We start from the raw sequence: 26344 nt of genomic DNA on the forward strand, positions 1-26344 counted from the left end.
GCACGTCAGGCGCGGGTGGCGAGGCGCTCGAGGACCGAGCTGGCCTCCTGCGAGGCGCTACCGGCCTCGGCGAGATGGGCCTGCCCCTCGGGGAGAGCGCGGCCGTGATGTGCCATCGCCTGCGCGTACAGGCGACCGGCGCGGTATGACGAGCGGACCAGCGGCCCGGCCATGACGCCGGCGAAGCCGATCTCCTCGGCTGCCTTGGAGTGCTCGACGAACTCCTCCGGCTTGACCCACCGCTCCACGGGGTGGTGCCGCGGCGACGGCCGCAGGTACTGAGTGATGGTGAGGATGTCGCAGCCGGCCTCGTGCAGGTCGACCATCGCCTGATGCACTTCCTCCGGGGTCTCGCCCATGCCGAGGATCAGGTTGGACTTGGTGACCAGTCCGAAGTCGCGGGCCGCGGTGAGGACACCCAGCGAGCGCTCGTACCGGAACGCCGGCCGGATCCGCTTGAAGATCCGCGGCACCGTCTCCAGGTTGTGCGCGAGCACCTCCGGACGGGACTCGAACACCTCGGCCAGCAGGTCCGGCTTGCCGTTGAAGTCGGGGACGAGATTCTCGACGCCGGTGCCCGGGTTGAGGGCGTGGATCTGGCGGACCGTCTCCGCGTACAACCACGCACCACCGTCGGGCAGATCGTCGCGGGCGACGCCGGTGATCGTGGAGTAGCGCAAGCCCATCGAGCGGACGCTCTCGGCGACACGACGCGGCTCGTCACGGTCGAGCGCGGTGGGCTTACCGGTATCGATCTGGCAGAAATCGCAACGGCGCGTGCACTGTTCGCCACCGATGAGGAACGTTGCCTCCCGGTCCTCCCAGCACTCGTAGATGTTGGGGCAGCCGGCTTCCTCGCAGACCGTGTGCAGGCCTTCGTTTTTCACCAAGCCCTTGAGCTCGGTGTACTCCGGACCCATCTTGGCGCGGGTTCGGATCCAGTTGGGCTTGCGTTCGATCGGCGTTTCCGCGTTTCGGATCTCGATGCGGAGAAGCTTCCGTCCTTCTGGGGCGACAGTCACGTGCACGATGGTACGCCTGACCGATCCGTCGTCCGGGGCTGGGCGGGGGTGCTCAGCCGAACCTGACCGTGGTGAACTCGGGCGTCTGAAGTGCAGTGTCGAAGGTCACACGCTCGATGTCGTGAACCGTCACCGGAAGCTCGCCGGCGAGCGCCGCCATGACCGCCACCGTGACCGCCGGGGTGACGTCGTCGATCGTCACGTCGCGACCCAACTCGCGCGTCAGCGTCGTGACACCGGCGTCCTTGATGCCGCACGGCACGATGTTGTCGAAGCCGTCCAGGACGGAATTGCAGTTCAGTGCGAAGCCGTGCATCGTCACCCCGCGCTGCACCCGGACGCCGATCGCGGCGACCTTGCGCTCGGGCAGCCAGTTGCCGTCGACCAGGGAGGCCGGCAGCCACACGCCGGACCGCCCCTCGACGCGTCCGCACGTGATCCCCAGATCGGTACACACGGTGATGAGGGCCTGCTCGATCCGTCGCACATAGCTGACGACATCGACCGGCTCGGCGAGTTTGACGATCGGGTATCCCACCAACTGGCCGGGGCCGTGCCACGTGATCTTGCCGCCACGGTCGACGTCGATCACGGGCGTCCCGTCGACGGGACGGTCCTCGGGGGCGGTGCGACGGCCGGCGGTGTAGACGGCCGGATGCTCGAGCAGCAACAGGGTGTCGGGACCGACGTCGTCGGCGCGGGTCGTGGCGAGATCGCGCTGGCGATCCCACGCCGTCATGTAGTCGATGCGTCCGAGATGTTCGACGGCCATCGGCTGTGTGCTGAATCGGGCCGATGCGGTGGCACTGCTCATGGACCCAGACGTTACGCCTGGCATCCGCCGGCGCCGACCCGGCGGTCCGGGTACGGGCGCACGGTGCCGCTCGGTCCGTGCTCAGCGGGCGCAGGCGTAGGCGAGTGCCTCGTCGATCGTGCTGTGCCGGAACGTGAATCCGGCGCCGTCGAGGGCCGTCGGAATTGCGCGCTGCCCGGACAGCACCGCCTCCTGTGCGAACTCGCCGATCAGCGCGGAGACGGCGAACCCCGGCACCACCCACGGTGCGGGACGGTGCAGGGCCCCGCCCAGAGCCGAATTGAAGCGCTTGTTGGTCACCGGTTCCGGCGCGCACAGGTTCACGGGACCGTGGAGGTCGTCGCGGGCGATTACGAACTCGATGGCCGCGATCTCGTCGGCGAGAGAGATCCACGACATGTATTGACGGCCGCTGCCGAGTCGGCCGCCCAGGCCGAACGAATACAGCGGACGCAGCTTCCCGAGCATGCCGCCGGTGGGCGCGAGCACCGTCGCGGTGCGCAGCGACATGGTCCGCACGCCGGCCGCGCGGGCGGGCGCCGTCGCGGCCTCCCAGTCCCGGCACACCGCCGCCAGGAATCCGCTGCCCGACGGCGCGCTCTCGTCGACGACCCGGTCGCCGGTATCGCCGTAGTAGCCGATCGCACTGCCGTTGACGAGAACGGGCACCGCCGCGTCGGCGACGGCACGGGCCAGGACGTCCGTCGCGGTGAGCCGGCTGTCCCGGATGGCCTGCTTGTAGGCGCCCGACCAGCGTTTGTCGCCGATGCCCGCCCCGCACAGGTTCACGACCGCGTCGGCGCCTCGCAGGACCTCGGCATCGACGACGCCGTGTTGCGGGTCCCACTCGAACTCGTCGGCCCTCGAGGGACGACGGCGCACCAGCCTCGTCACGTCGTGGCCGCCGGTCCGCAGTGACGCGACCAGGGCCTGCCCGATCATTCCGGACGAGCCGGCGACGACGATTCGCATGGCATTTCTCCTCGAGCGGTGACGGCCGGTCACAGGCGGTGACCGAAACGCCGAGGGGCACCACTCCTCGCGGAAATGGTGCCCCTGGCGACGACTGGTGTCGTGATCGAGATCCGGTGGACCTTACAGGCCCAGATCGGCCTCGAACGACGCCTCTTCGAGACGCTGCTTGATGGTGGTCAGGAAGCGACCCGCATCCGCACCGTCGACCAGACGGTGATCGTAGGTGAGCGGCAGGTAGCACATCGAGCGGACGCCGATGGACTCGTTGCCGTTCTCGTCCTGGACCACGACCGGACGCTTGACGATCGCGCCGGTGCCCAGCATCGCCGCCTGCGGCGGAACCAGGATCGGGGTGTCGAACAGGGCGCCCTGGCTGCCGATGTTGGTGATGGTGAAGGTGCCACCGGAGAGCTCGTCCGGCTTGAGGCCACCGCTGCGGGCACGCTTGGCGATGTCCGCGATCGCGCGGGCCAGACCGGCCAGCGACAGGTCACCGGCGTTGTGGATCACCGGGGAGAGCAGACCCTGCTCGGTGTCCACGGCGATGCCGAGGTGCTCGGCCGCGTGGTAGGTGATTTCCTTGGCGCTCTCGTTGTAGCTCGCGTTCACGTTCGGGTGAACCTTGAGCGCTTCGACGACGGCCTTCGCGAAGAACGGCAGGAACGTCAGGTTGACGCCCTCGCGCTCGGCGAAGTCGGCCTTGGCCTGGGCGCGCAGCGCGGCGATCCGGGTGACGTCGACCTCGAAGGTCTGCGTGAGCTGCGCCGTGGTCTGCAGCGACTCGCGAGTCTTGACGGCCGTGATCTGACGGATCCGGTTGACCTTCTGCGTGGTGCCACGCAGGTGAGCGAGCTCCGGACGCACGCCGGCGGTGGCGGCGGGGGCCGGGGCGGCAGCGGCTGCGGGAGCCGGTGCCGCGGCAGGGGCCTTCGCGGCCTCGGCGGCGGCGAGGACGTCCTGCTTGCGGATGCGTCCGCCGACACCGGTGCCGGTGACCTTCGCCAGGTCGACGTTGTTGTCGGCGGCGAGCTTGCGAACCAGCGGCGTCACGTACGGCGCGTCACCCGAGGGCGCAGCGGCGGCCGGAGCGGCAGCGGGAGCAGCGGGAGCGGCCGGTGCTGCGGGAGCAGCAGGTGCTGCCGGAGCGGCGGGGGCCGGAGCCGGTGCTGCGGCGGGGGCCGGAGCGGGAGCTGCCGGCGCGGGGGCCGGAGCCGGAGCGGCCGGTGCTGCGGCGGCCGGCGCACCCGAACCGATGACCGCGAGCTGACCGCCCACGTCGACGGTGTCGTCTTCCTGCGCACTGATCTCGAGGAGGATGCCGGCGACGGGCGACGGGATCTCCGTGTCGACCTTGTCGGTGGAGACCTCGAGCAGGGGCTCGTCCACGGCGACCTCGTCACCGACAGCCTTGAGCCAACGGGTGACGGTGCCCTCGGTGACGGACTCGCCCAGTTCCGGCATGGTGACGGCCGTGCCGGACGCGGCACCGGCAGCAGGCGCAGCGGCGGGGGCTGCGGCAGGTGCGGGAGCGGCCTCGGCGGCGGGCGCGGGAGCAGCGGCCGGTTCGGCGGCGGCGGGAGCGGGAGCGGCCTCGGCGGCGGGCGCGGGAGCCTCACCGGCGTCACCGATCACGGCCAACTCGCCACCGATCTCGACGGTGTCATCCTCCTGAGCGACGATCTTGGTCAGAACGCCGGCGACGGGGGACGGGATCTCGGTGTCGACCTTGTCGGTGGAGACTTCGAGCAAAGGCTCGTCTACTTCGACCGTGTCTCCTTCCTGCTTGAGCCACCGCGTGACAGTTCCCTCGGTGACGGATTCACCAAGGGCTGGCATCTGGACGGAGAAGGCCATTTCTTTTGACTCCTCGACGGTTGTGTTCGGGTTGTTGAGTTTTGTCGACTTGTGGTCGAAAACCATTGTGCTCGAGATGCACGGTTCCTGCGGCGGTGTACGACGTTTCCGAGGCGCCTCACTCCGGTGGTGTGCTGCGCTTCGGACCCGTCGTGCGGCGCGCTGCGCCCATCCTTTCATTGATGCCCAGACCGTGTCCTCCGAGGGGCGGTCATGTGAAATTCCTCGTCGTCGAGCGCGTCTGCTGGCAAAATCGGACAGATCGTCGCGGACCGGTCCGTGGCGGGCAGGGAGGAGAGTTCACGTGGGGTTGTTCGGCCGATTCACGCGCGGGCGGTCGTCGCGTCCGACGTCCGACGCGGAGTCCGACGCACGGCACCTCGCGGACTGGGCGCACTCGCACCACGGGGTCGAGGCGTACGTCGAACCCCAGACCACGGTGACGGAGGTGACGGTGGTGCTCGTCGCGGCGGACGGCGAATGGACCCGCCGCAAGGTCGGCGGTGAACGTGGCGCCCGGAGGCTCGGCGAGGACCTGCACATCCCGGTGTACGACGTCCGCAAGACGGGCTACCCGCAGCGGATGCGCGACTTCGACGCGCGGCGCCGGATCGAGCGCAAGCGGGAGCGCGAACGCGAGCTGCTGCGGGGCGACCCCGAGCTGTGAACGCGGCGCACGCCCGACGGGCCCGCCCAGGTCTGGACGGGCCCGTCGGACGTGCAACGAGCAAGTGGGGAAACTATCCGTTGGCGGCGATGTCCTCGAGCACCGAGATCATCGTGCGGACCGGGACCCCGGTGCCGCCCTTGCCGGTGTAGCCGAACGGGCCTCCGGTGTTGAACGCCGGACCGGCGACGTCGATGTGCGCCCACTGCACGCCGTCGGCGACGAACTCCTTCAGGAACAGGCCGGCCGCGAGCATGCCGCCCCAGCGGTGCGGGGTGACGTTCGCCAGGTCCGCGACCCGGGAGTTGAGGTCGCCGCGCAGCTCGGCGGGCATCGGCATCGGCCACGCGTTCTCGCCGATCTCCTGCGAGATCGCCGCGACGCGGTCGCGGAACTCGTCGGTGCCCATCACGCCGGGCGTGCGGTTGCCCAGCGCCACCATCTGTGCGCCGGTCAGCGTCGCGGTGTCGATCAGGTAGTCGGGCGCGTCCTCGCAGGCGCGGGCGATGGCGTCGGCCAGGACCAGGCGACCCTCGGCATCGGTGTTGATCACCTCGACTGTGGTGCCGCCGTACTGCGTCAGGACGTCGCCGGGGCGCTGCGCGGTGGCCGACGGCATGTTCTCGGCCATCGGCACCCATGCGGTGACGTCGACGGGCAGCCTCAGCTCGGCGGCGAGCACGACGGTCGCGATGACGGCAGCGGCGCCGCCCATGTCGGAGGTCATGTTCTCCATGCCGGCGGCCGGCTTGATGGAGATGCCGCCGGTGTCGAAGGTGATGCCCTTGCCGACGAGCGCGACCTTCTTGACCCCGCGGCGCTTGCTGCCCGAATACGTCATCTGCACCAGGCGGGGCTGACGGGACGAACCCTTGCCGACGCCGACGATGCCGCCGAAGCCGGCCTTGGCGAGCGCCTTCTCGTCGAGGACCTTGACCGTCAGCCCGGCGCCGGTGCCGAGTGCCTTGGCGCGGTCGGCGAACTCGGCCGGGAACAGGTGGCTGGGCGGAGTGTTGACGAACTCGCGGGCCGTCGCGACGGCCTTCGCGATCGCGACCGACCGGGCGAGGACAGCCTTGGGCTCCTTCGCGCGCGGCGACTCGACGAGCAGTTCGACGCGGCCGACCGGCTGGGCATCCGGCCCCGGCGCCGACTTGCTCGACTTGAACTCGGCGAACGTGTATGCGCCCAGGAAGAAGCCCTCGGCGGCCGCGCCGAGGTCGACCGAGGACAGCGTCGTCGCGGCGGTGGCAACCCCGGACAGGGAACGGGCGGCGACGCCGGCGGACTTGCGGACCTGCTCGGCGTCGATCTTGTCGGCGGCGCCGAGGCCGACGGCCAGGACGCTCGACACCGACAGTCCGGCGGGAGCCGGGACGCGGGTGAGTTCCTCGGCCTTGCCGGTGGCGCCGACGGCCTGCAGGTCGTCGAGCAGCGCCGCCAGCACGTCCTCGTCCACCCCGCTGCCCAGGAGCGCCTCGGGGCCGTCGGATCCGGTGGTGAGACCGATCACGAGTACATCGACGCGCTTGCCGAGGGAACCGGCGAGTGCGACGTCGGGTCCGAGGGAACGGGTGGGGGAGGAAGTTGCGGGCACGGCATCTCCAGATTGGTTGGTTGCGACTGTCGGGTTGCGACTGTCTGGGTGCGACAGGCCGGTGTGTCGCGTGGGAAGTCGACGGCCGAATTCCGATGTTAGTTCGCCGACGGCGTCGGCTAGCGTTGTCCCTCATGAGCGACGCGAGCCTGCTGCAGGGCCCCATCCATTCCGTCCACGTCGACCTCGGTGCCACGTTCGCGCCGTTCGGTGGGTGGCAGATGCCCGTCTCCTACGCCGGCACCGTCGCCGAGCACACCGCGGTCCGCGAGTCGGTGGGCCTGTTCGACGTCAGCCACCTCGGCAAGGCGTTGGTGAAGGGTGCGGGTGCTGCCGACTTCGTCAACGGGACGCTCACCGCGGATCTCGCGAAGGTGGGCCCCGGCCAGGCCCAGTACACGTTGTGCTGCACCGAGACCGGCGGCGTCGTCGACGATCTGATTGCGTACTACGTGGCCGACGACGAGGTGTTCCTGGTGCCGAACGCGGCGAACACCGCCGAGGTCGTCGCCCGCCTGGCGGCCGCCGCGCCCGCCGGCGTCACGGTCACCGACCAGCACCGCGACTACGGCGTGCTCGCGGTCCAGGGCCCCAAGTCCGGCGACGTCCTCGCCGCGCTGGGACTGCGCGGTGACATCGAGATCGCGGACATCGAGTACATGGGCTTTACGGACATGGAGTGGAACGGTGTCCCGGTGCGGGTGTGCCGCAGCGGTTACACCGGTGAGCGCGGCTTCGAGGTGCTGCCGCGCTGGGACGACAGCGAGGCCCTGTTCCGGGCTCTGCTCGACGCGGTCCGCGCCGAGGGCGGCGAGGTCGCGGGCCTGGGCGCTCGTGACACGCTGCGCACCGAGGCCGGCTACCCGCTGCACGGACACGAGCTCTCGCTGGACATCTCGCCGTTGCAGGCGCGTTGCGGGTGGGCCATCGGGTGGTCCAAGCCGCAGTTCTGGGGCCGTGAGGCGCTCGTCACGGAGAAGGAGGCCGGGCCCGTCCGGCGGTTGTGGGGAATCAAGGCCCTCGACCGCGGTGTGCTGCGGCAGGGACAGACCGTCTCCCTCGGCGGCGCTCCGATCGGTGAGACCACGTCGGGGACGTTCTCCCCGACCCTCAAGGTGGGGATCGCACTTGCGTTGCTGGACACCGCGACTGCGCTGAAGGCGGGCGACGAGGTCAGCGTCGATGTGCGCGGGCGTAGTCTGCGCTGCGAGGTCGTCACGCCGCCGTTCGTGCCGGTCCACACCAAGTAACGCTCGATACCAGGGAAAAAGCGGCGCAACTCCGTTAGATAGGATCACGGCTTATGACAGACGGCCTCGAATTCGCGCGCATCCAGCATCCCTCTCCCGCGACCGAAGAGGCGCGGCGCGAGATTCTGGAAGCGCCCGGGTTCGGTCGGTACTTCACCGATCACATGGTGTCGATCATGTACACCGAGGGCCGGGGCTGGCACGACGCCGAGGTGCTGCCGTACGCCCCGATCGAGCTCGATCCGGCCGGCATGGTGCTGCACTACGGGCAGGCGATCTTCGAGGGACTCAAGGCGTATCGCCAGCCGGACGGCGGTATCGCATCGTTCCGTCTGACGGCCAATGCCGAGCGGCTGCGTCAGTCGGCGCGCCGCCTCGCGATGCCGGAGCTGCCGGACGACCTGTTCGTCGGATCGATCGACGCACTGCTCGACGTCGACAGCGATTGGGTTCCCGCGGCCGGCGGCGAGGACTCGCTGTACCTGCGCCCCTTCATGTTCTCCACCGAGGCCGGACTGGGTGTCCGCCCCGCCAAGGAGTACCGCTACCTGCTGATCGCCTCCCCGGCCGGTGCGTACTTCCCGCGGGGCGTCAAGCCCGTGAGCGTGTGGCTCTCGCGTGAGTACGTCCGCGCTGCACCGGGCGGCACGGGTGCCGCCAAGTTCGCCGGCAACTACGCGGCGTCGCTGTTGGCGCAGGCGCAGGCCTCCGACGAGGGCTGCGACCAGGTGGTGTGGCTCGACGCGATCGAGCGCAAGTACGTCGAGGAGATGGGCGGGATGAACCTGTTCTTCGTCTTCGGCTCGGGTCCCGACGCGCGCCTGGTGACGCCGTCGCTGTCCGGTTCGCTGCTGCCCGGCATCACCCGCAACTCGCTGCTGAGCCTCGCCACCGACGCCGGCTTCGCGGTGGAGGAGCGCCGGATCAGCACCGACGAATGGCGTGAGAAGACCGCGTCCGGTGAGATCACCGAGGTGTTCGCGTGCGGTACCGCCGCCGTCATCACGCCGGTCGGCCGGGTGAAGTCCGCCGAGGGCGAGTTCACGATCGCCGACGGCGAGCCGGGCAAGGTCACGATGGCCCTGCGCGACACGCTCACCGGTATCCAGCGCGGCACGTTCGCCGACACCCACGGCTGGATGACCAAGCTGCGCTGAGTTTCTTCAGTCGACGATCGGGCCCTTCCGCTGCTGCGGGAGGGCCCGATTCGCTTGTCGGGGTCAGCCTCCGAGCAGGAACCCGACCGCGGTGGCGGCGACCGCGAATTCCAGTGTGGCACCGAGGACGTCGCCGTTGATGCCGTCGAACCGACGCGCGCAGTGCCGGATCAGGAAGGCGGCGACGGCGAGAACTGCGACGATCACCACAGGTCCCTGCCACGACCGGTCGGGGACCGCCCACACGGCCGCGGCCGCGAGAACGACGGTCCACAGTCCGACAGCCCACCGGCCCTGGGAGTCGGCGACCAGCGCGCCGAAGCCGCGTGGGCTGGAGGCGGGAACTCCGCGCCGGCAGGCGATCACGACCGCGACCCGGCCCGCGGTGACGGCCACGATCACGCCCGCCCACTGCTGGGCCGCGCCCAGCGCGCCGAACGACAGAGCCTGCACGCCGATGGTCACGATCAGCGCCGCGACGCCGAACGGACCGGCGCCACCGCTGCGCATCACCTCACGGGCGCGCTCCGGCGCTCCGTAGCACCCGAGGCCGTCCGCGGTGTCGGCCAGTCCGTCGACGTGCATGCCGCGGGTGGCCAGCGCCAGTGCACCGACCGTCAGCAGTCCGGCGAGTGTGGGATCGAGTCCGGCCTCCGACAGCACCCACAGCGCGCCGGCGACCGCGGCGCCGAGCAGGGCACCGACCGCGGGCGCCGCCGCGATCGCGCGCCGACCTTCCGGGCGACCGATGTCGTGCGGGCCGCGGACCGGCAGCACCGTCAGCCACGACAGCGCCAGCGAGAGGCCGGTCACCGCGGCGCGCACGATCAGTTCGATTCCGTCGGTTCGGATTCGGGTTCGGTGTTGTTGCTCACGCCGGCCTGGTCGAAAGTTGCCATGTGGGCGAGTGTCGCCACCGCGCCCTGCAGGATCGGCAGCGCCGCGACGGCACCCGAACCCTCACCGAGACGCATGTTCAGGCCGAGGATCGGGTCGAGTCCCAGGTGTCGCAGCGCGATCGTGTGGGCGGGTTCGGTGGACCGGTGGCCGGCCACCCACCACTCGCGGGCGCCGGGGGCGAGTTCCTCCGCGACCAGCGCCGACGACGTCACGACCAGACCGTCGACGATCACCGGGGTCCGGCGGACCGCGGCCTGTGCGAGGAACCCGGCCATCGCGGCCAGGTCGGCGCCCGACACGGTGCGCAGCAGGCCCACCGCGTCCCGCACGTAGGGCCGGGCCCGACGCAGGGCGTCGCGCACGGCGGCCGTCTTGCGCATCCATCCCGCGTCGTCGATGCCGGTGCCGCGTCCGACGGCAGCGACCGGTTCGGTGTCGGTGAGGGCGGCGATGAGGACCGTCGCGGGCGTGGTGTTCCCGATGCCCATCTCGCCCGCGATCAGCAGATCGGCACCCGAATCCACCTCCTCGTCCGCGATGGCGCGGCCCGCGGCGATCGCGCGCAGCGTCTCCTCGTGCGTCAACGCGTCCTCGCGGTCGATCGATCCCGACGAGCGGCGGATCTTGTAGGCCGACACCGACGGATCCGTGTCCGCGTCCACTGCCAGGTCCACCACGCGCACCGCGGCACCGGCGATCGAGGCGAGGATGTTGACGGCGGCGCCGCCGTCGCGGAAGTTGGCGACCATCTGCGCGGTGACCTCCGGCGGATACGCCGATACGCCGCCGCGGGCGATGCCGTGGTCGCCGGCGAAGACGACGACGCGGGGATCGGCGAAGATGTGCGGTGGGCAGACACCCTGGCAGGCGGCCGCCCACACGGACAGTTCCTCGAGCCGTCCGAGGGATCCGGTCGGCTTGGTCAGCAGCAACTGGCGAGCCTGGGCCTGATCCCGGATCTCTGCGTCCGGCGGGACGGGAGGTTCGAAGTCGGGGGCGGATGGACTCACGGATTCGCTTGTCACGCTAGGCCTTTCATTTGAGCGCCGATCATTTGAGCGTCAGGGCGATGCCCGCGACGACGAGGATCACGTCGTCGCACACTGCGGCCAACCGGGAATTGAGGGCGCCGATTTCGTCGCGGAACAGCCTTCCCGAGCGAGTCTCGGGGATCACGCCCAGGCCCACCTCGGGACTCACGAGCAGCAACCGGCCCGGATACGCGTCGACCGCGCGGACCAGTGCGTCGATGTTCGGCTCGACGGTGCCGCGGGGGGCGTCCCACGCGTTCGCGTCGTCGAGCTCACCGGTGAGCCAGGTGCCCAGGTCGTCGACGAGCGTCGGGGGATGCGCGTCCGGATCGGTGAGGACATCGATGAGGTCGCCGTCGCGGCCGGTCTCGACCGTCGCCCACGACGCCGGTCGGCGGCTGCGGTGCTGGTCGATCCGGGACTCCCAGTCGTGGTCGTCCGGGTACCGGCGGGCGGTCGCGACGTACCGCACCGGCGCGCCGGCCTCGACGTCGTCGAGCAGGCCCTCTGCATGTGCCGACTTGCCCGACCGGGCGCCGCCGAGGACGAGTGTGCGGCGGGGGCGGGGCGAATCGGGGGAGGGCACGGGCATAGACGCTACCAATCGACTCGGGCCGGTCCCCGCAGTGCGAGGACCGGCCCGAGTCGGTGTGTGGGTCAGACGGCGTCGCCGGGGCCGACCCGCGGCTTCGGGGCGCGCATCTTGCGGATCTGCGAGGCGCGCACGAACGCGTACCAGCCCAGCTTGAACCCGCCGTCGGTGCTGTCGGGGAAGCGCTCGCGCACCTTGTTGTTGATCATGCGGCCGAGGAAGTAGCCCTCGCCGGCCATGAACAGCATCATCACGAGCATCGCGAGTGTGACGAAGTTCTGGATGACCGGGCTCAGGAACATCGCCATGATCAGCACCAGTGCGAGCGGCATGAACATGCCGACCAGATTGCGCCGGCTGTCGACGATGTCGCGGGCGTACGCGCGGACCGGACCCTTGTCGCGCGGCAGCAGGTACTTGTCCTCGCCGGCGAGCATGCGGGCACGACGATCGGCGGAGTCGGCACGGCGCTCCGCGGCGGCCGCCTTGCGCTCCTCCTTGGAACCACGGGTGGCCTTGCGGCGGGCCCGGGCCTCCTTGGCGGTGAGCGGAGCGGGTGCGACGGGGCCACGACGTTTGGCCTCGGCCTCGCGGCGCTTGGGCGTCGGACGGCCCTTGCCGGGGGTCGCGGCCCCGGCGGTCTCGATCGTCTCCGCGGTCGTCGCGGTCGACTCGGTGATCTCTCCGGCGGCCGCACCATCGCGTTTGTCGGAATTGTCAGAGTCGCCTCGGCGTAGCAGCTTCACGCATCCAGGCTATGGGATAACTGCCGTGCTGGCGAAACCGACCACCGTGGAACCACCAGGACCCGCCCCGAAATGCCGAGGTCGGGGCAGCGCCATACACTCCGCTGATGCGTGTGCTCATCGCCCCCGACTCGTTCGGTGAAACCCTCACTGCTGTACAGGCGGCCGAGGCGATGGCCTCCGGGTGGGAGACCGCGCGACCCGACGATGTCGTCGTGCTCGCACCGCAGTCCGACGGCGGCCCGGGATTCGTCGACGTGATTTCTGCCACCGTCGGGGGAATCAGGTCCGTTCGGGTGGAGGGACCGCTCGGCCGGCCGGCCGACGCGCGCTGGGTGCTCGCCGACGACACCGCGTACGTCGAATCGGCGCAGGCCGTCGGGCTCGGGTTGCTCGACGGGCCACCGACCTCGCGCAGCGCTCTCGATGCGCACAGCCGTGGGGTGGGGCAGCTGATCGACGCCGCGATCGACGCCGGCGCCGCACGGATCGTCGTCGGTCTCGGCGGGTCCTGCTGCACCGACGGTGGGCGCGGAATGATCGCCGCGCTGGGTGGTCTGGACCCGGCGCGCCGACGGCTCGCGGCGATCGAGCTGGTCGCCGCCACCGACGTCGAGAACCCGCTGCTCGGCGAGCACGGGGCCGCACGGATCTTCGGTCCGCAGAAGGGCGCCGACCCCGCCGCCGTCGAGGAGCTCGAGCAGCGCAACTCGGAGTGGGCGACGGAGCTGGACGCTGCCGGCGCCGGCCCGATCGCGGACCTGCCGGGCGCGGGTGCGGCCGGAGGCCTGGGCGCCGCGCTGCTCGCACTCGGTGCTCGTCGTGAACCGGGCGCCGCGATCGTCGCACAATGCACCGGACAGGCGCGGCAGCTGGAGTCCGCGGATCTGGTGCTCACCGGAGAGGGCAAGTTCGACCACCAGTCGCTGCGCGGCAAGCTCGTCACCGCGCTCGCCGCCGCCGCGACCCGGGCGGGTGTGCCGACCGTCGTGATCGCCGGCCAGGTCGCCGTGGACCGGGACACCGCCCGGGCGGCCGGGATCGTCGCGGCGTTCTCGGTCACCGAGTTCGCGGGATCCGTCGAGCGCGCAATGAGCGAGGCCGCGTCCCGGCTCGCGGCATTGACGTCGTGCGTTGCAGACGGTTGGCGGGGTGCGTCGGGGTTCACCCATATCGGGCCGATACATGAGGAATAGAGGTCCGCAGAGTACCGTTGAAGCGATCACGGGTTTGGCACGAGCGACAGGGAGAGCCCATGACTGTGCAGAACGAGACCGCCACCCACGGCGTCAAGATGACCGAGGCTGCGTCCGCCAAGGCGAAGGCACTGCTCGATCAGGAGGGGCGCGACGACCTCGCGCTGCGCATCGCGGTGCAGCCGGGTGGCTGTGCGGGACTGCGCTACCAGCTGTTCTTCGACGATCGGAACCTCGACGGTGACCTGATCGTCGATTTCGGCGGCGTCAACCTTGCTGTCGACCGGATGAGCGCGCCGTATGTCGAGGGCGCCTCGATCGACTTCGTCGACACCATCGAGAAGCAGGGCTTCACGATCGACAACCCCAATGCCACGGGGTCCTGCGCCTGCGGCGACTCCTTCAACTGAGTCCCGTACAACTTTATCAACGCACTCTGACGCGGAGTCTGCCTCACCGGCGGGCTCCGCGTCAGACTGCGTTTCCGACCAGACCATCCGAGCTGAAAGGGATCCGCGCGTGACTATTGCGGTTACCGGTTCCATCGCCACCGACCATCTGATGCGGTTCCCGGGCCGCTTCGCCGAGCAGCTGCTTGCCGATCAGCTCGCGCACATCTCGCTGAGCTTCCTCGTCGACGATCTCGTGATCCGTCGGGGCGGCGTCGGCGGCAACATCGCCTACGCGATGGGCGTGCTCGGGGGCTCGCCGCTGCTGGTCGGCGCGGCCGGTGCCGACTTCGCCGAGTACCGCGCGTGGCTCGAGTCCAACGGCGTCGACTGCGGCGGCGTGCGCGTGTCCGAGACGGCGTACACGGCCCGCTTCGTGTGCACCACCGACGAGGACATGGCGCAGATCGCGTCGTTCTATCCCGGCGCGATGAGCGAGGCCCGCGACATCGAACTCGCCGCCCTCTCGAAGTCCGCCGGCGGCCTGGACCTGGTGCTGATCGGGGCCAACGATCCCGAGGCCATGGTCCGCCACACCGACGAGTGCCGCCTCCTCGGCATCCCGTTCGCGGCGGACCCGTCGCAGCAGCTCGCTCGCCTGTCCGGCGACGACGCGAAGAAGCTCATCGCCGGCGCCAAGTACCTGTTCACCAACGAGTACGAGTGGGGTCTGCTGCAGCAGAAGACCGGGCTGTCGGAGGAAGAGATCCGCGCCCAGGTCGGGCTGCGGGTCACCACCCTCGGCGCGAAGGGTGTCGAGATCGTCGACGGCGAGGGCAACTGGGTCCGCGTCGGCGTCGTGCCCGAGCGCGGCAAGGTCGACCCCACCGGTGTCGGCGACGCGTTCCGCGCCGGCTTCCTGCTCGCCCACAGCGCGGGCCTGAGCCTGGAACGCTCGGCTCAGTTGGGTTCCCTGGTCGCCGTCCACGTCCTCGAGACCGTCGGCACGCAGGAATGGACGTTCCAGCGCGACGACGCGATCAAGCGTCTCACCGAGGCGTACGGCAAGGACGCGGCCGACGAGATCTCCGCGCTGCTCCCGTAAGCACGTTCACACGCCACCGCCCGGGTCCTCGACGAGGACCCGGGCGGTGGCGTTTCGGCGGTGGGCCGCTACAGGTTGACCGGGTATGCCGGTTCCTGGATCTGCGGCACGATGCGCTTCTCGACGAAGATGCCGTGCCACACCATGAAGCACAGGACCGTCCACAGCCGTCGGCTGTGATCGGACGCGCCCTCGCGGTGCTCGTTGAGCATGCGGGTGACGGCGGCCTTGTCGAAGATGTGGTCGGTCTGCGACTCGGCGATCTGCAGGTGTGCCCAGTCGAACAGCTCCGTGCCGGCGAGCCAGTGCCGCAGCGGCACCGGGAAGCCCAACTTCGCGCGGTGCAGCACGTGCGGCGGCACGATGCCCTCGAGTGCCTGCCGCAGTGCGTACTTCGTCGTCGTCTTCGTGATCTTCTGATCCAGCGGCACGCGCGACGCGACGTCGAACACCTCGGGGTCGAGGAACGGCACGCGCAGCTCGAGCGAGTTCGCCATCGTCACCTTGTCGGCCTTGACCAGGATGTCGCCGCGCATCCACGTGAACAGGTCCAGGTGCTGCATGCGCGCCACCGGATCCCAGTCCCGGGACTGCGCGTAGATCGGCGCGGTCACGTCCTGGTGGGTCCACTCGGGGCGGAAGTCGCGCAGCACCGCCCGCAGCTGGGCGTCGCTGAAGCTGCGCGCATTGCCGTAGTAGCGATCCTCGAGCGTCATCGAGCCGCGGTGCAGCAGGCTCTTGCCGCGGGTGCCCTCGGGGATCCGATCCGAGAGCCGGCCGGCGGCCCGGCGCAGCCGAGCCGGCAGGTACTCGAACGGCCTGAGCGACAGCGGCTCGCGGTAGATCGTGTAGCCGCCGAACAGCTCGTCCGCGCCCTCGCCCGAGAGGACCACCTTGACGTGCTTGCGGGCTTCCTTCGCGACGAACCACAGCGGCACCAGTGCCGGGTCGGCGACCGGATCGTCCAGGTACCAGATGATCTCGGGGATCGCGGCCACGAACTCGGCGGGGGAGACCACCTTGACGACGTGCCGGGCGCCGATCGCCGCCGCGGACTCCGCGGCGACGTCGACCTCGGAGTAGCCCTCACGCTCGAACCCGGTGGTGAAGGTGATCAGGTTCGGGTTGTGCCGCATGGCGAGCGCCGCGATGGCGGTGGAGTCGATGCCGCCCGAGAGGAACGATCCCACGGTGACGTCGGCGCGCATGTGCTTGGCGACCGAGTCCTCGAGGGCCTCCGCGATCTCGCGGTAGCGGGCCTGTTCGCTGCCGGAGGCGAACGGCACGGCCGGGAACTTCGGTGTGAAGTAGCGGGTCACCTCGGGAGCCTTGCCCGGCGTCAGGCGCGCGTAGCAGCCGGACTCGAGCCGGCGGATCTGCGCGTGCAGCGTCTCCGGTTCCGGCACGTACTGCAGGACCGTGTAGTGCTCGATCGCACGCGGATCCAGGTCGGTGTCGATGCCGATGACGTCCGCCAGTTCGAGCAGGCTCTTCTTCTCACTGCCGAACGCGGTGCCGCCCGTTCCGGTGGCGATGAACAGCGGCTTGATGCCGAACGGGTCGCGTGCCACGAACAGTTCACGGGCCTCGGTGTCCCACACCGCGAACGCGAACATGCCACGCAGACGGCGGACCGCGTCCGCGCCCCAGTAGTGGAACGCGGCGACGATGGCCTCGCTGTCGCCCTCGGTGCGGAACCGGGCGTCGTGATCCTTCGCGAGCTCGGCGCGGATCTCCAGGTAGTTGTAGATCTCACCGTTGAAGGTCAGGGCATAACGCTCTGGGTTCTCCGGGGGACCCCAGCGCAGCGGCTGGTGCGAGTGCTCGATGTCGATGATCGACAGCCGGTTGAAGCCGAAGATCAGATCGTCGTCGTGCCAGGTGCCGTGTTCGTCGGGCCCGCGATGACGCAGACAGTGCATGGCCGCATCGACGCGCGCGACGGCGTCGTCGCTGGTGCCGTCGGTGGTGAGTAGTCCGAGCAGTCCGCACACGGCGTCCAGTACCTCGATTCAGAGTCGATTGTCGGTAGGGAGTCGGCCTTCCGGAGATGGTCCGAATTCCTCAGGGAAGTATGCCGCAGTTTCCGTTCCCGGATCGTGCCCGCACCGTCCTCGGGTTCTCGGGACTCAGCTGAATCCCAGGTCGCGCGCGTACGGTGGAGGGTCATTGGTCCTGACTGCAACACGGGTGCCGACCCGACAGTGGAGGATCGACGCCTTTGGTCTACGCTGCGTAGTAATTGGGCCTTCCCTTCGGGTGTGCCCTAGTGGAATTGCGGCGATCAGGAAGGCGTGAACGTGGCGCAAGGTCGGATCCTTCGGCGAGCCGGGCTGGCAGCATCTTTGGGCATAGCTGCCATGCTGCTGTCGGGTTGTTCAATCGACAATTCGGTGCTTCGCTTCGGGTGGCCATCGGGAGTTACCCCGCAGGCCGAACGTATGCGCGAACTCTGGACGTGGTCGGTTATCGCCGCCCTCGTCATGGGTGTCATCGTGTGGGGTCTCACCTTCTGGGTGGTTATCTTCCACCGTAAGAAGAAGGACTCGCCCGAGTTCCCCCGGCAGACGGCATACAACGTGCCGCTGGAGCTGTTCTACACGGCAGTTCCGTTCGTGATCATCGCTGTGCTCTTCTACTTCACCGTGGTCGTGCAGAACTACGTCACGGAGAAGAAGGACAATCCGAACGTCGTCGTCGATGTGACGGCGTACCAGTGGAACTGGAAGTTCGGCTACCGCACGATCGATCTCGGTGACGGCACGGCGAAGTACGAGGGCACCGACGAGGCCGCCACCGCTGCTGCGCTGGCTGCGTCGAAGCCCGAGGGCCTCGACGAGCACGGTCGGGAGAAGACCGGCCCGATCCACGGTAAGAACACCCAGGATCTGTCCTACCTGAACTACGACAAGATCGAGACCGTCGGCACCAGCAACGAGGTTCCGATCCTCGTGCTGCCGACCGGCAAGCGCATCGAGTTCGTGCTCGCATCGTCGGATGTCATCCACTCGTTCTGGGTTCCGGAGTTCCTGTTCAAGCGTGACGTGAACCCGAACCCGAAGGAGAACCACTCGGACAACGTCTTCCAGATCAGCGAGATCGAGAAGGAAGGCGCGTTCGTGGGCCGCTGCGCCGAGATGTGCGGCACCTTCCACGCGATGATGAACTTCGAGGTCCGCGCTGTGACGCCGGAGAAGTTCGAGCAGTACATCGAGGCTCGCAAGTCCGTCGAGGAAGGCGGCAAGGGCCTGACCACTGCCGAGGCGCTGGCATCGATCGGCGAGTCGCCCACCGCGACCTCCACCTCGCCGTTCAACACCGACCGCACGGTGCGCGAAGCATCGACCAGCGGCAACTGACCCGCGAATCCCGAGAATCTCTGACCAAGGACAAGAACTGATATGAAGATCGAAGCCAAGCTCTTCGAGATCCTGACGGTGTTCTTCATTCTCGTCGCGATCGTCTACGGTGTCTTCACCGCGATGTCGCGGACCGGAATCGAGTGGGCCGGCCTCACCGCAATCGTTCTCTCGGCCGGACTGAGCCTGATCGTCGGCACATACTTCCGGTTCGTGGCCCGTCGTCTGGACACCCGCCCCGAGGACTACGAGGAGGCGGAGATCTCCGACGGCTCCGGCGATCTGGGCTTCTTCAGCCCCGGTAGCTTCTGGCCCATCCTGCTGGCCGGTGCCGCTGCGATCGCCGCGATCTCGCTGGCGTTCTTCCAGGCCTGGATGATCGTCGTCGCCGTGGTCCTCGTGATCACCGCTTCGGCCGGCCTGGTCTTCGAGTACCACCTCGGACCGGAGAAGCACTAGCTCTCACCTCAGAACGACGCTGAAGGCGCCGAACCCGAAAGGGGTTCGGCGCCTTCAGCCATTTCCGCGAGCAGGTCGCCCGGCTGCACTGTCCGCGACAGCGGAAAGCGGTCGGGCCGGACAGAGTCGGACCGCATCCGGGAGGATGCTCGTCATGCGGATCTCCGAGGCCGAACGCGATGACCGTCTCCTGTGGCGCTTCGCGATCATCGACGACGTACCCGACTACTTCGACAGTCCGGGTGAGAGGTTCGACCTGCCCGGTTCGTGGGTGGATGCAGTCGTCGCGGTCACTCGGGACCTGCGTTGCCTGCGTCATGGGCGTGACGTTCAGCCCGACGGACTGATGTGGGAACTGTCCATCGGCGCCGAGTACGCCGTCACGATCGGGTGGAGCGGAACCGGCGGCGTGAGCGGATTCAGCGTGTGCAACGGACTGTCGGTCGAAGCCCCGTTCGCCGAAGCTGCGGTGTGGGTTGCGGACACAACCCAGACGGAGTTGGCCGGCTACGAGTTCGTGCAGTGGCCCTCGCGTGGTCGCCACCTGCTGGTGCCCCGTCTCTGCGACGGCGCTCCCGTCTGGATGGACCCGCACAGCGACCGAGTGATCTGCGCGATCGGGGAGCTGTGCACCGCTGTCGACCGAGCCTGACTCCCACCTGTGGCGTGGCGCGGCCATCAGAGGGCCGATGCGGTGTCCGGTATCCAGTTCCCGTGGAAGCCGGCGGGTACCCGTTGCGGCAGCGCGATCGACGCCTGATCCTCGAGCGTCCGCGCGTCCAGGATCCGCAGCTCCGTCGACTTCGACCCGAGATCCGATACCAGTCCCATGACCACGCCGTGGCCCTCCGGGGCGTCCGGAGCCTCCGGGTGGAACACGAACTCTCCCACCGCGGATCGCGGACCGAAGTCGCGCATGGCCTGGACACCATGGGCACGATCCGACCTGATGAGCCGGTGTTCGCCGGACAGGTCGTCGGAGCCGACGACGAGCCAGCAATCGTGATGGAGCGAGGTGGTGAAGCGCTCGTCGAACCGCGGAAACTCCACGTGCTCGTCGCCGAGCCGGGTCCGGCGGACCCGGTTGCTGACCCGCGGCTCGAGATGCCAGCGCTCCAGTCGCGGACGCCCCTCGGACGGTCCGGTGCGGTCGGCGTCGAACACCCGCTCGTGCACGACGAGATCCACGACCACCTTCCCGTCGTCACTGGTGGCGTTGACCGGATGAAAGACGTAGCACGGCTCGACCTCCAGTCACAGCGGTGTCGGATCACCGTGGCGGGGGACCAGCCCGACGCGGGGCGGATAGCGGCGGTCCCAGCGGTACGGAAAGCTCCCGGCGCGGGTCGGAGGCAGACGGTTCAGGACGGGACGCGGCACGCGGACGCGTCCGATCGTGGCACTGAGCGCGAGCGCAGCGAAGGGACGGAGCGGTCGCGCGACGTTCGCGGTGACGGCGCTGCGGACGTCGAACGTGACCGGCAGATCGTAGATCACCACGTAGTCGCGGGTCAGCGAGAATGCGTGCATCATTGGGCTGCCGCCGACCCGGATCGGGACCTTCCTGCGAAGTCGGCCGTCCAGTCCGACGACGGTGTAGAGAACGGTGTCGCCTCGGCCGAAATGGTACGAGACTGCGTGGAGCTCGCCGGTTTCCGGTTCCTCGATCGGATGCGCGGTGTAGCCGCCACGCACCGTGCCGTCGAAATCGCACACGTCGACCGTGTCCAGATCGTAGGAGAGTTCGGCGCATGCGACGCCGGCTTCGACCAGCGCGAGCGTGCGGCCCGCGAAGCCGATGACGTTGGTGTTCGCGGACGGTCCGTGCAGCGGTGAGCGGCCGTGCTCCGGGGGAGCGGATCGGTGCAGCGCCTTCGACGTGACCTCCGAGTCGACCCACCTGTTGCGGTACCACAGCGCGCGTCCACCGCTCATCCGGATTCCGTGCACCATGCCGTCGCCGGTGAACCAGTTGTATTCGTCCGGACGCACGTCCGCGATCGGGTTGGGGCCGTTGCGCAGATAGCGGCCGTCGAGCCATTCCGGAATCGCGCCCTGCACTGGCAGGTCGAACTCGGTGACCTCGGCACGCACCGGGGCATACCGTTCGTAGACATAACTCGCCACCATCGGACCCCCGGAACCTCGTCGTTGTCCAGGACAGTAGAGGTCCGCCGGGCAGCTTCGGGCACTTTCCGGCTTCCTCGACCTGGCAGTCCAGCCAGGCGGCCGACCCGACCGAGTGTCCGGACGCCAACGAGGAAGGCCCCGAACCGATATCGGTTCGGGGCCTTCCTCGTCAGTCTCGGCGAACTAGTGCGCTTCGCCGTCGCCGGAGCCGTTTCCGGACCCGATTCCACGGGCGCGGTCCTGGTACTCCGTGAGCACCTTCAGCTGCTCGTGCTCGCCGGCATGCTCGGCGGCCTCGAGAGCCTGGCTCTGCTCGACCGGGTCCGGGGAGACCCAGCTACCGGAACCGGGCTTGCCGGCCGATCCGAGCTTGTTCATCTTCTTCGGGATCGCGGCACCCTGGTACTCCAGCGGGATCGGGTGGCCGTGATCGTCGACCGGGCCGAGCGGCTGGTGGATCTCGACGTACTCACCATGCGGCAGGCGCTTGATGATGCCCGTCTCGATGCCGTGCTCGAGCACCGCGCGGTCGCTGCGCTGCAGACCCAGGCAGAACCGGTAGGTGACGTAGTAGGCGATCGGAGGCAGGACCACCATGCCGATACGACCGATCCAGGTCATCGCGTTGAGCGAGATGTCCAGGTGGTAGGCGATGATGTCGTTGATGCACGAGATCGTCAGCACCAGGTAGAACGCGATGGCCATCGCACCGATACCGGTACGGACCGGAACGTCGCGCGGACGCTGCAGCAGGTTGTGGTGAGCGTCGTCCTTCGTGAACTTCTTCTCGATCCACGGGTAGGCGATCAGCAGTGCGAACACGATGCCCATGATCAGCGCGACAGCGAACACCGCGGGAATCGTGTAGCGATCGAACAGGTAGATCTCCCACGCAGGCCACAGACGAGCCATGCCGTCGGTCCACATCATGTAGAAGTCGGGCTGCGAACCAGCCGACACCTGCGACGGGTTGTACGGGCCGATGTTCCAGATCGGGTTGATCTGCAGCAGACCACCCATCAGCGCGAGGATGCCGAACGTGAACGCGAAGAACGCGCCGCCCTTGAGAGCGAACACCGGGAGGATGCGAACGCCGACGACGTTCTGCTCGGTGCGGCCGGGGCCGGGGAACTGCGTGTGCTTCTGGTACCACACCAGCGCGAGGTGCGCGGCGATGAGGGCGAGGATGATGCCGGGCAGCAGCAGCACGTGTGCGACGTACAGGCGCGGGATGATCAGGGTGCCGGGGAAGTCGCCACCGAAGATCAGCCAGTGCAGCCAGGTGCCGGCGACCGGGACGCTGAGCGTGATGCCGGACAGCGCGGCGCGCAGGCCCGTGCCGGACAGCAGGTCGTCGGGCAGCGAGTAGCCGAAGAAGCCCTCGAACATCGCCAGGATCAGCAGCAGCGAGCCGATGACCCAGTTCGCCTCACGCGGGCGACGGAACGCGCCGGTGAAGAAGATGCGCAGCAGGTGCACGATGATCGACGCCGCGAACATCAGTGCGGCCCAGTGGTGGATCTGACGGACGAACAGACCGCCGCGGACCTCGAACGAGATGTCGAGCGTGGTCGCGTAGGCGCGGGACATCTCGACGCCGCGGAGCGGCTCGTATGCACCGTTGTAGGTGACCTCGGCCAACGACGGATCGAAGAACAGGGTCAGGTAGACGCCGGAGATCAGCAGGATGATGAAGCTGTACAGCGCGATCTCGCCGAGCATGAAAGACCAATGGGTCGGGAAGACCTTGTTGATCTGTCGCTTCATTCCGGCCGCGATGTGGTACCGGGAGTCGACTGCCTCTGCTTGGGCGGCAACTCTGGATGGGGTTGTAGTGGTCACGGTCGACGCTCCCAAAATGCCGGGCCGAGGGCTTCGATGAAGTCACCGTTGGCGACGAGGTAGCCCTCTTCGTTCACTGTAATAGGCAGCTGCGGAAGAGCACGAGCGGCGGGACCGAAGATCGGCTTGCCGTACTGCAGCGCGTCGAACTGCGACTGATGGCAGGGGCACAGGATTCGGTTGGTCTGCTGCTCGTACAGCGAGGTGGGGCAGCCGAGGTGGGTGCAGATCTTCGAGTACGCGAAGTAATCGCCGTAATTGAAGCTCTCCTGGTCCTTGCGCTTGACGACCTTCTGGGTGTCCTCGGTGCGCAGACGGATGAGCATGACCGCATTGCGGATGCCGCGCAGAGCCTTGAACAGCTCCTCGTCGTTGCCACGCTCGGACTCACGGAACGGGAACACCGTCTCCATGGAGCCGGCGTCGAGATCCTCGGGGCGCACCAGCACGATGTCGTGCGGACGACCGGTGTCGCGACGCAGGTAGATGGTCTCGCCCTTGTAGCGCGGGGTCCATCCGGACACCCACAGCGGGGAGTTGTCGCCCTTGGCCCACGGGTTCTTGATCAGGCCACCGAGGGGCATCACCGACATGATGCCGAGCGCGCCACCACCGAAGATCAGGCTGCGCTTGATGACCTTGCGGCGGCCGATCGTCGACGTGTCGAGGGTGTCGCTCAGCTGAGCGACGAGGGTCTTCTTGTCGACCTCGGCCGAACCGCCGTCGTGGCGGTCCTGGATCGAGACCTCTTCGGGGACGAACTTCTTGGTGAACTTCACCGCGCCGACGCCGACACCGAGGATCGCGAGACCCATGGTGAAGCCGATCAGCGGCGTGTAGAGGTTGTACGCCCAGTAGGTGTCCTCGCCCGGGCCCGCGTACTCCCAGGGCCAGAACAGGAAGATGCCGATGAAGGCGATAGCGGACAGGCCCGCCAGGATGAACCAGAAGGCCACCGAGCGCTCGGCGCGCTTCTCGGCCTTGGTGCCCTCGACCGCCCAGCGATCCCTACGGAACGCGACATCGACGCCGTCGAGATTGGTACCGAGTTCGACGAGTTCGTCCCGGCTCATCCGGTCGAGTTCGTCGTCCGTGTACTTCTTCGGCGTATCGCCGCTGCCGGCGTCGCTCATGACCTTGCTCCGATCCACAGTGCTGCACCGACGACAGCGACGATGCCGATGACCCACATAGCGAGGCCCTCGGACCCCGGTCCGATGCCGCCGAGACCGTAACCACCCGGGTTCTTGTTCTCGCTCGACTGCTTGACGTAGGCGATGATGTCCTTCTTCTCCTCCAGCGTCAGCTGGCGGTCGGAGAACTTGGGCATGTTCTGGGGGCCCGTGACCATGGCGGCATAGATCTGCTGCTCGCTGGCCGGATCCAGAACGGGGGCGTACTTACCGGAGGACAGCGCACCGCCGCGCCCGGTGAAGTTGTGGCACGACGCGCAGTTGAGGCGGAACAGCTCGCTACCGCGCGCGACATCGCCGCCACGCAGCGACGACTGTGCGATCTCGCCGTTCTCGTCGCGGACGAGGGTGGGGCCGCCACCCTGCGACTGGACGTAGGCGCCGATGGCGTCGGTCTGGCGCGCGTCGAACTTGGCCGGCTTGCGGGAAGCCTGGGCCTCGTTGCGTGCGGCGGGCATACGACCGGACGACACCTGGAAGTACACGGCTGCCTCACCGACACCGATCAGGCTGGGGCCGCGGTCCTGCACACCCTGCAGGTTCGCGCCGTGGCACGTGATGCAGGAGGTGTCGTAGAGCTGCTTGCCTTCGCGGATCAGGGCGGCGGAGTCGTCGCTCGCGGTGGCGACCTGCGGTGCAGGCGTCAAGGCGGAAGCGAGGAAACCAGCGCTGACCAGGCCCAGCATGAGGATCAGCGCGCCGGTGACGCGACGGCGCATCTTGCGCTGACGTCGCGTCTTGGCCGCAGAGGCTGCTGCGGGACGGTGGGGCATGTCACCCTCGATTGCGGGAGGGGGGGATGAACTCATCTGTATCCCTTTGGTATGTCGGGACGACTGAAGCGTCAGGGGGCTGCCTGGGCGTCCAGCTGGCTAACGGATGAAATAAATCGTGGCGAACAGGCCGATCCACACAATGTCGACGAAGTGCCAGTAATACGAGACGACGATCGCCGCAGTTGCCTGTGCAGGCGTGAACTTGCTGACCTTGGTGCGGACGATCAAGAAGACGAAGGCGATGAGGCCGCCGATGACGTGCAGACCGTGGAAGCCGGTGGTCATGAAGAACACCGAGCCGTACACGCTGCTCGAAATCGTCACCCCTTCCTTGACGAGCGTGATGTACTCGAAGCCCTGGCCGAGCACGAAGAACGTGCCCATAGCGAGAGTCACCAGGTACCACCGCCGAAGTCCGAAGACATCACCCTTCTCCGCGGCGAAAACGCCCATCTGGCAGGTGAAGGAGGAGGCGATCAGTACGAGGGTGACCGGCACTGCCAGTGCCAGGTTGAGATGCACGGGTTCCGGCGGCCAGTTGTCGCCCGCCTGCGCCCGCGCAACGAAGTACATAGCGAAGAGCCCTGCGAAAAACATGAGCTCGCTTGACAACCACACGATGGTGCCGACGCTGACCATGTTTGGCCGGTTCAGCGAGTGCACGCGCTGGGTGATTGCCGATCCTGAAGTCCCTACTGCGCTCGTCACGCTGAGAAGTATGACGCCTTGTCGTAACAGACGGGTAGCCGGGTCCTATGTCGGCGCGTCGGCCCACGTCAGAGCATGTTATCCGGTCGCGTCAGCGGGTCCCGGCGAACATGGCAAGGTAAGCGCATGGAACTCAGGCGCGGCGTCGCACGTTGGATCAACGGTCTTCTGTCTCGGAGCGAGCCGGCCCCTCTCGATCGAACTCGTCCGGATCTCGTCGTGGTCGTGTCGGGATTCGACGACGCGGAGGCGTCGTCGACGGTTCTCGAACGCGGCGCCGGCGGCGATCCCGCCTGGATCCCCGAGGCCGAGGCGGTGCTCCGGCATCACCTGCGGCTCCCCGTCGCCGAGGTCCGGGACGCGGTCGCCGTGGCGGCCCAGGACGGCTACGAACTGGCGGGCGATCCGGAGTCGGCCGACGACGGAACGGTGTCCGTGGTCCTCGAACGGGTCCAGATCCTCGATGCCCTGCATTGTTCGCAGGAGCGATCCCGGATGGCGGGCCTGGCGCAGCGCTGGGGTGGCACGGCGCTCGGTTGGGAGGGCCTGCAACCGCCGTCCGCGTCGTGACCCGCGGCACGC

The 26344-nt window shown here is 68.5% G+C and carries 24 protein-coding genes and 1 pseudogene; 10 read left to right on the forward strand and 15 right to left on the reverse strand.

Translation table 11 applies throughout. The features are described 5' to 3' along the window. Positions 1-5: 5 nt before the first annotated feature. From lipA to sucB, 4 genes are all read right to left on the reverse strand, one after another. Positions 6-1022: a lipoyl synthase gene (gene lipA, locus DEU38_RS06195; RefSeq protein WP_114719415.1), complete on the reverse strand. Its 1017-nt coding sequence runs from the start codon at positions 1020-1022 to the stop codon at positions 6-8. A 52-nt stretch (positions 1023-1074) separates the two neighbouring features. After that, the gene (lipB, locus tag DEU38_RS06200; protein WP_114719237.1) at positions 1075-1836 is read right to left on the reverse strand and encodes a lipoyl(octanoyl) transferase LipB; all 762 of its coding nucleotides are present in this window, start codon (positions 1834-1836) and stop codon (positions 1075-1077) included. A gap of 81 nt (positions 1837-1917) precedes the next feature. Next, the gene (locus DEU38_RS06205) at positions 1918-2808 is read right to left on the reverse strand and encodes a TIGR01777 family oxidoreductase (RefSeq protein WP_114719238.1); all 891 of its coding nucleotides are present in this window, start codon (positions 2806-2808) and stop codon (positions 1918-1920) included. A gap of 123 nt (positions 2809-2931) precedes the next feature. Beyond that, complete coding sequence (gene sucB / locus DEU38_RS06210) at positions 2932-4665, reverse strand: 2-oxoglutarate dehydrogenase, E2 component, dihydrolipoamide succinyltransferase (protein WP_114719239.1); 1734 nt, start codon at positions 4663-4665, stop codon at positions 2932-2934. Between the two features lie 304 nt (positions 4666-4969). On the opposite strand from sucB, the gene DEU38_RS06215 reads away from it, so the two are divergent. After that, entirely contained in the window at positions 4970-5332 is a 363-nt protein-coding gene (locus DEU38_RS06215) for an oxidoreductase (RefSeq protein ID WP_114719240.1), read from the forward strand. 73 nt (positions 5333-5405) lie between these two features. On the opposite strand, the gene DEU38_RS06220 is transcribed toward DEU38_RS06215, so the two are convergent. Next, entirely contained in the window at positions 5406-6929 is a 1524-nt protein-coding gene (locus DEU38_RS06220) for a leucyl aminopeptidase (RefSeq protein ID WP_114719241.1), read from the reverse strand. Positions 6930-7063: 134 nt separating this feature from the next. Between DEU38_RS06220 and gcvT the strand changes: the two genes are divergently transcribed. After that, positions 7064-8179 carry a glycine cleavage system aminomethyltransferase GcvT gene (gene gcvT / locus DEU38_RS06225; RefSeq protein WP_114719242.1) on the forward strand — a complete coding sequence of 372 codons (1116 nt, stop codon included), beginning with the start codon at positions 7064-7066 and terminating at the stop codon, positions 8177-8179. A gap of 53 nt (positions 8180-8232) precedes the next feature. Next, positions 8233-9336 carry a branched-chain amino acid aminotransferase gene (locus tag DEU38_RS06230; protein WP_114719243.1) on the forward strand — a complete coding sequence of 368 codons (1104 nt, stop codon included), beginning with the start codon at positions 8233-8235 and terminating at the stop codon, positions 9334-9336. A 63-nt stretch (positions 9337-9399) separates the two neighbouring features. On the opposite strand, the gene DEU38_RS06235 is transcribed toward DEU38_RS06230, so the two are convergent. From DEU38_RS06235 to DEU38_RS06250, 4 genes are all read right to left on the reverse strand, one after another. Further along, complete coding sequence (locus tag DEU38_RS06235) at positions 9400-10161, reverse strand: adenosylcobinamide-GDP ribazoletransferase (RefSeq protein WP_258557648.1); 762 nt, start codon at positions 10159-10161, stop codon at positions 9400-9402. Between the two features lie 2 nt (positions 10162-10163). Next, positions 10164-11261 (reverse strand): nicotinate-nucleotide--dimethylbenzimidazole phosphoribosyltransferase, encoded by a 1098-nt coding sequence (gene cobT / locus DEU38_RS06240; RefSeq protein WP_114719244.1) that lies wholly within the window; start codon positions 11259-11261, stop codon positions 10164-10166. A gap of 25 nt (positions 11262-11286) precedes the next feature. Next, positions 11287-11859, reverse strand: coding sequence for a bifunctional adenosylcobinamide kinase/adenosylcobinamide-phosphate guanylyltransferase (cobU, locus tag DEU38_RS06245; protein WP_114719245.1), 573 nt, complete (start codon positions 11857-11859; stop codon positions 11287-11289). 65 nt (positions 11860-11924) lie between these two features. Next, positions 11925-12605, reverse strand: a complete 681-nt coding sequence (locus DEU38_RS06250) for a DUF3043 domain-containing protein (protein WP_114719246.1) — start codon at positions 12603-12605, stop codon at positions 11925-11927. A gap of 107 nt (positions 12606-12712) precedes the next feature. Here DEU38_RS06250 and DEU38_RS06255 point away from each other — a divergent pair, with 107 nt between their 5' ends. From DEU38_RS06255 to DEU38_RS06265, 3 genes are all read left to right on the forward strand, one after another. Next, positions 12713-13801 (forward strand): glycerate kinase, encoded by a 1089-nt coding sequence (locus DEU38_RS06255; RefSeq protein WP_114719247.1) that lies wholly within the window; start codon positions 12713-12715, stop codon positions 13799-13801. Between the two features lie 59 nt (positions 13802-13860). Continuing rightward, entirely contained in the window at positions 13861-14211 is a 351-nt protein-coding gene (locus DEU38_RS06260) for an iron-sulfur cluster assembly accessory protein (protein ID WP_114719248.1), read from the forward strand. A gap of 109 nt (positions 14212-14320) precedes the next feature. Next, entirely contained in the window at positions 14321-15295 is a 975-nt protein-coding gene (locus tag DEU38_RS06265) for a carbohydrate kinase family protein (RefSeq protein WP_114719249.1), read from the forward strand. Between the two features lie 68 nt (positions 15296-15363). Here the strand turns inward: DEU38_RS06265 and asnB are convergent, their stop codons facing one another. Then, complete coding sequence (asnB, locus tag DEU38_RS06270) at positions 15364-17289, reverse strand: asparagine synthase (glutamine-hydrolyzing) (RefSeq protein ID WP_114719250.1); 1926 nt, start codon at positions 17287-17289, stop codon at positions 15364-15366. A gap of 300 nt (positions 17290-17589) precedes the next feature. Here asnB and DEU38_RS06275 point away from each other — a divergent pair, with 300 nt between their 5' ends. From DEU38_RS06275 to DEU38_RS06285, 3 genes are all read left to right on the forward strand, one after another. Beyond that, positions 17590-18654 (forward strand): cytochrome c oxidase subunit II, encoded by a 1065-nt coding sequence (locus tag DEU38_RS06275; RefSeq protein WP_114719251.1) that lies wholly within the window; start codon positions 17590-17592, stop codon positions 18652-18654. 42 nt (positions 18655-18696) lie between these two features. Beyond that, a complete protein-coding gene (locus tag DEU38_RS06280) occupies positions 18697-19113 on the forward strand; it encodes a cytochrome c oxidase subunit 4 (RefSeq protein WP_114719252.1) in 417 nt (138 codons plus the stop codon). Positions 19114-19267: 154 nt separating this feature from the next. Next, on the forward strand, positions 19268-19765 hold the full coding sequence (locus DEU38_RS06285; protein ID WP_114719419.1) for a hypothetical protein: 498 nt from the start codon (positions 19268-19270) through the stop codon (positions 19763-19765). A 26-nt stretch (positions 19766-19791) separates the two neighbouring features. Here DEU38_RS06285 and DEU38_RS06290 read toward each other — a convergent pair. The 5 genes and pseudogenes from DEU38_RS06290 to DEU38_RS06310 all read right to left on the reverse strand — a co-directional run bounded on the left by DEU38_RS06290 (position 19792) and on the right by DEU38_RS06310 (position 25762). Then, positions 19792-21243, reverse strand: a pseudogene (locus tag DEU38_RS06290) (carotenoid oxygenase family protein). 183 nt (positions 21244-21426) lie between these two features. Then, entirely contained in the window at positions 21427-23085 is a 1659-nt protein-coding gene (locus DEU38_RS06295) for a cytochrome bc complex cytochrome b subunit (RefSeq protein ID WP_114719253.1), read from the reverse strand. Next, entirely contained in the window at positions 23082-24218 is a 1137-nt protein-coding gene (locus tag DEU38_RS06300; protein WP_114719421.1) for a ubiquinol-cytochrome c reductase iron-sulfur subunit, read from the reverse strand. The genes DEU38_RS06295 and DEU38_RS06300 overlap by 4 nt, the downstream gene beginning before the upstream one ends. Then, positions 24215-25087: a c-type cytochrome gene (locus DEU38_RS06305; protein WP_174911060.1), complete on the reverse strand. Its 873-nt coding sequence runs from the start codon at positions 25085-25087 to the stop codon at positions 24215-24217. Before DEU38_RS06305 ends, DEU38_RS06300 begins: the two co-directional genes overlap by 4 nt. Positions 25088-25150: 63 nt before the next feature. Beyond that, positions 25151-25762: a heme-copper oxidase subunit III gene (locus tag DEU38_RS06310; RefSeq protein WP_114719255.1), complete on the reverse strand. Its 612-nt coding sequence runs from the start codon at positions 25760-25762 to the stop codon at positions 25151-25153. A 126-nt stretch (positions 25763-25888) separates the two neighbouring features. On the opposite strand from DEU38_RS06310, the gene DEU38_RS06315 reads away from it, so the two are divergent. Next, the gene (locus DEU38_RS06315) at positions 25889-26332 is read left to right on the forward strand and encodes a hypothetical protein (protein WP_114719256.1); all 444 of its coding nucleotides are present in this window, start codon (positions 25889-25891) and stop codon (positions 26330-26332) included. Positions 26333-26344: the final 12 nt, after the last annotated feature.

This window comes from Rhodococcus sp. AG1013 (assembly GCF_003350365.1).
In the GTDB taxonomy this organism is placed as follows: domain Bacteria; phylum Actinomycetota; class Actinomycetes; order Mycobacteriales; family Mycobacteriaceae; genus Prescottella.

Bases quoted from the DNA above. Each gene is read 5' to 3' on its own strand.
- lipB (WP_114719237.1), bottom strand. From the start codon at position 1,836: ATGAGCAGTGCCACCGCATCGGCCCGATTCAGCACACAGCCGATGGCC.
- DEU38_RS06205 (WP_114719238.1), bottom strand. From the start codon at position 2,808: ATGCGAATCGTCGTCGCCGGCTCGTCCGGAATGATCGGGCAGGCCCTG.
- sucB (WP_114719239.1), bottom strand. From the start codon at position 4,665: ATGGCCTTCTCCGTCCAGATGCCAGCCCTTGGTGAATCCGTCACCGAG.
- gcvT (WP_114719242.1), top strand. From the start codon at position 7,064: ATGAGCGACGCGAGCCTGCTGCAGGGCCCCATCCATTCCGTCCACGTC.
- DEU38_RS06230 (WP_114719243.1), top strand. From the start codon at position 8,233: ATGACAGACGGCCTCGAATTCGCGCGCATCCAGCATCCCTCTCCCGCG.
- cobU (WP_114719245.1), bottom strand. From the start codon at position 11,859: ATGCCCGTGCCCTCCCCCGATTCGCCCCGCCCCCGCCGCACACTCGTC.
- DEU38_RS06255 (WP_114719247.1), top strand. From the start codon at position 12,713: ATGCGTGTGCTCATCGCCCCCGACTCGTTCGGTGAAACCCTCACTGCT.
- DEU38_RS06260 (WP_114719248.1), top strand. From the start codon at position 13,861: ATGACTGTGCAGAACGAGACCGCCACCCACGGCGTCAAGATGACCGAG.
- DEU38_RS06280 (WP_114719252.1), top strand. From the start codon at position 18,697: ATGAAGATCGAAGCCAAGCTCTTCGAGATCCTGACGGTGTTCTTCATT.
- DEU38_RS06285 (WP_114719419.1), top strand. From the start codon at position 19,268: ATGCGGATCTCCGAGGCCGAACGCGATGACCGTCTCCTGTGGCGCTTC.
- DEU38_RS06300 (WP_114719421.1), bottom strand. From the start codon at position 24,218: ATGAGCGACGCCGGCAGCGGCGATACGCCGAAGAAGTACACGGACGAC.
- DEU38_RS06305 (WP_174911060.1), bottom strand. From the start codon at position 25,087: ATGAGTTCATCCCCCCCTCCCGCAATCGAGGGTGACATGCCCCACCGT.
- DEU38_RS06315 (WP_114719256.1), top strand. From the start codon at position 25,889: ATGGAACTCAGGCGCGGCGTCGCACGTTGGATCAACGGTCTTCTGTCT.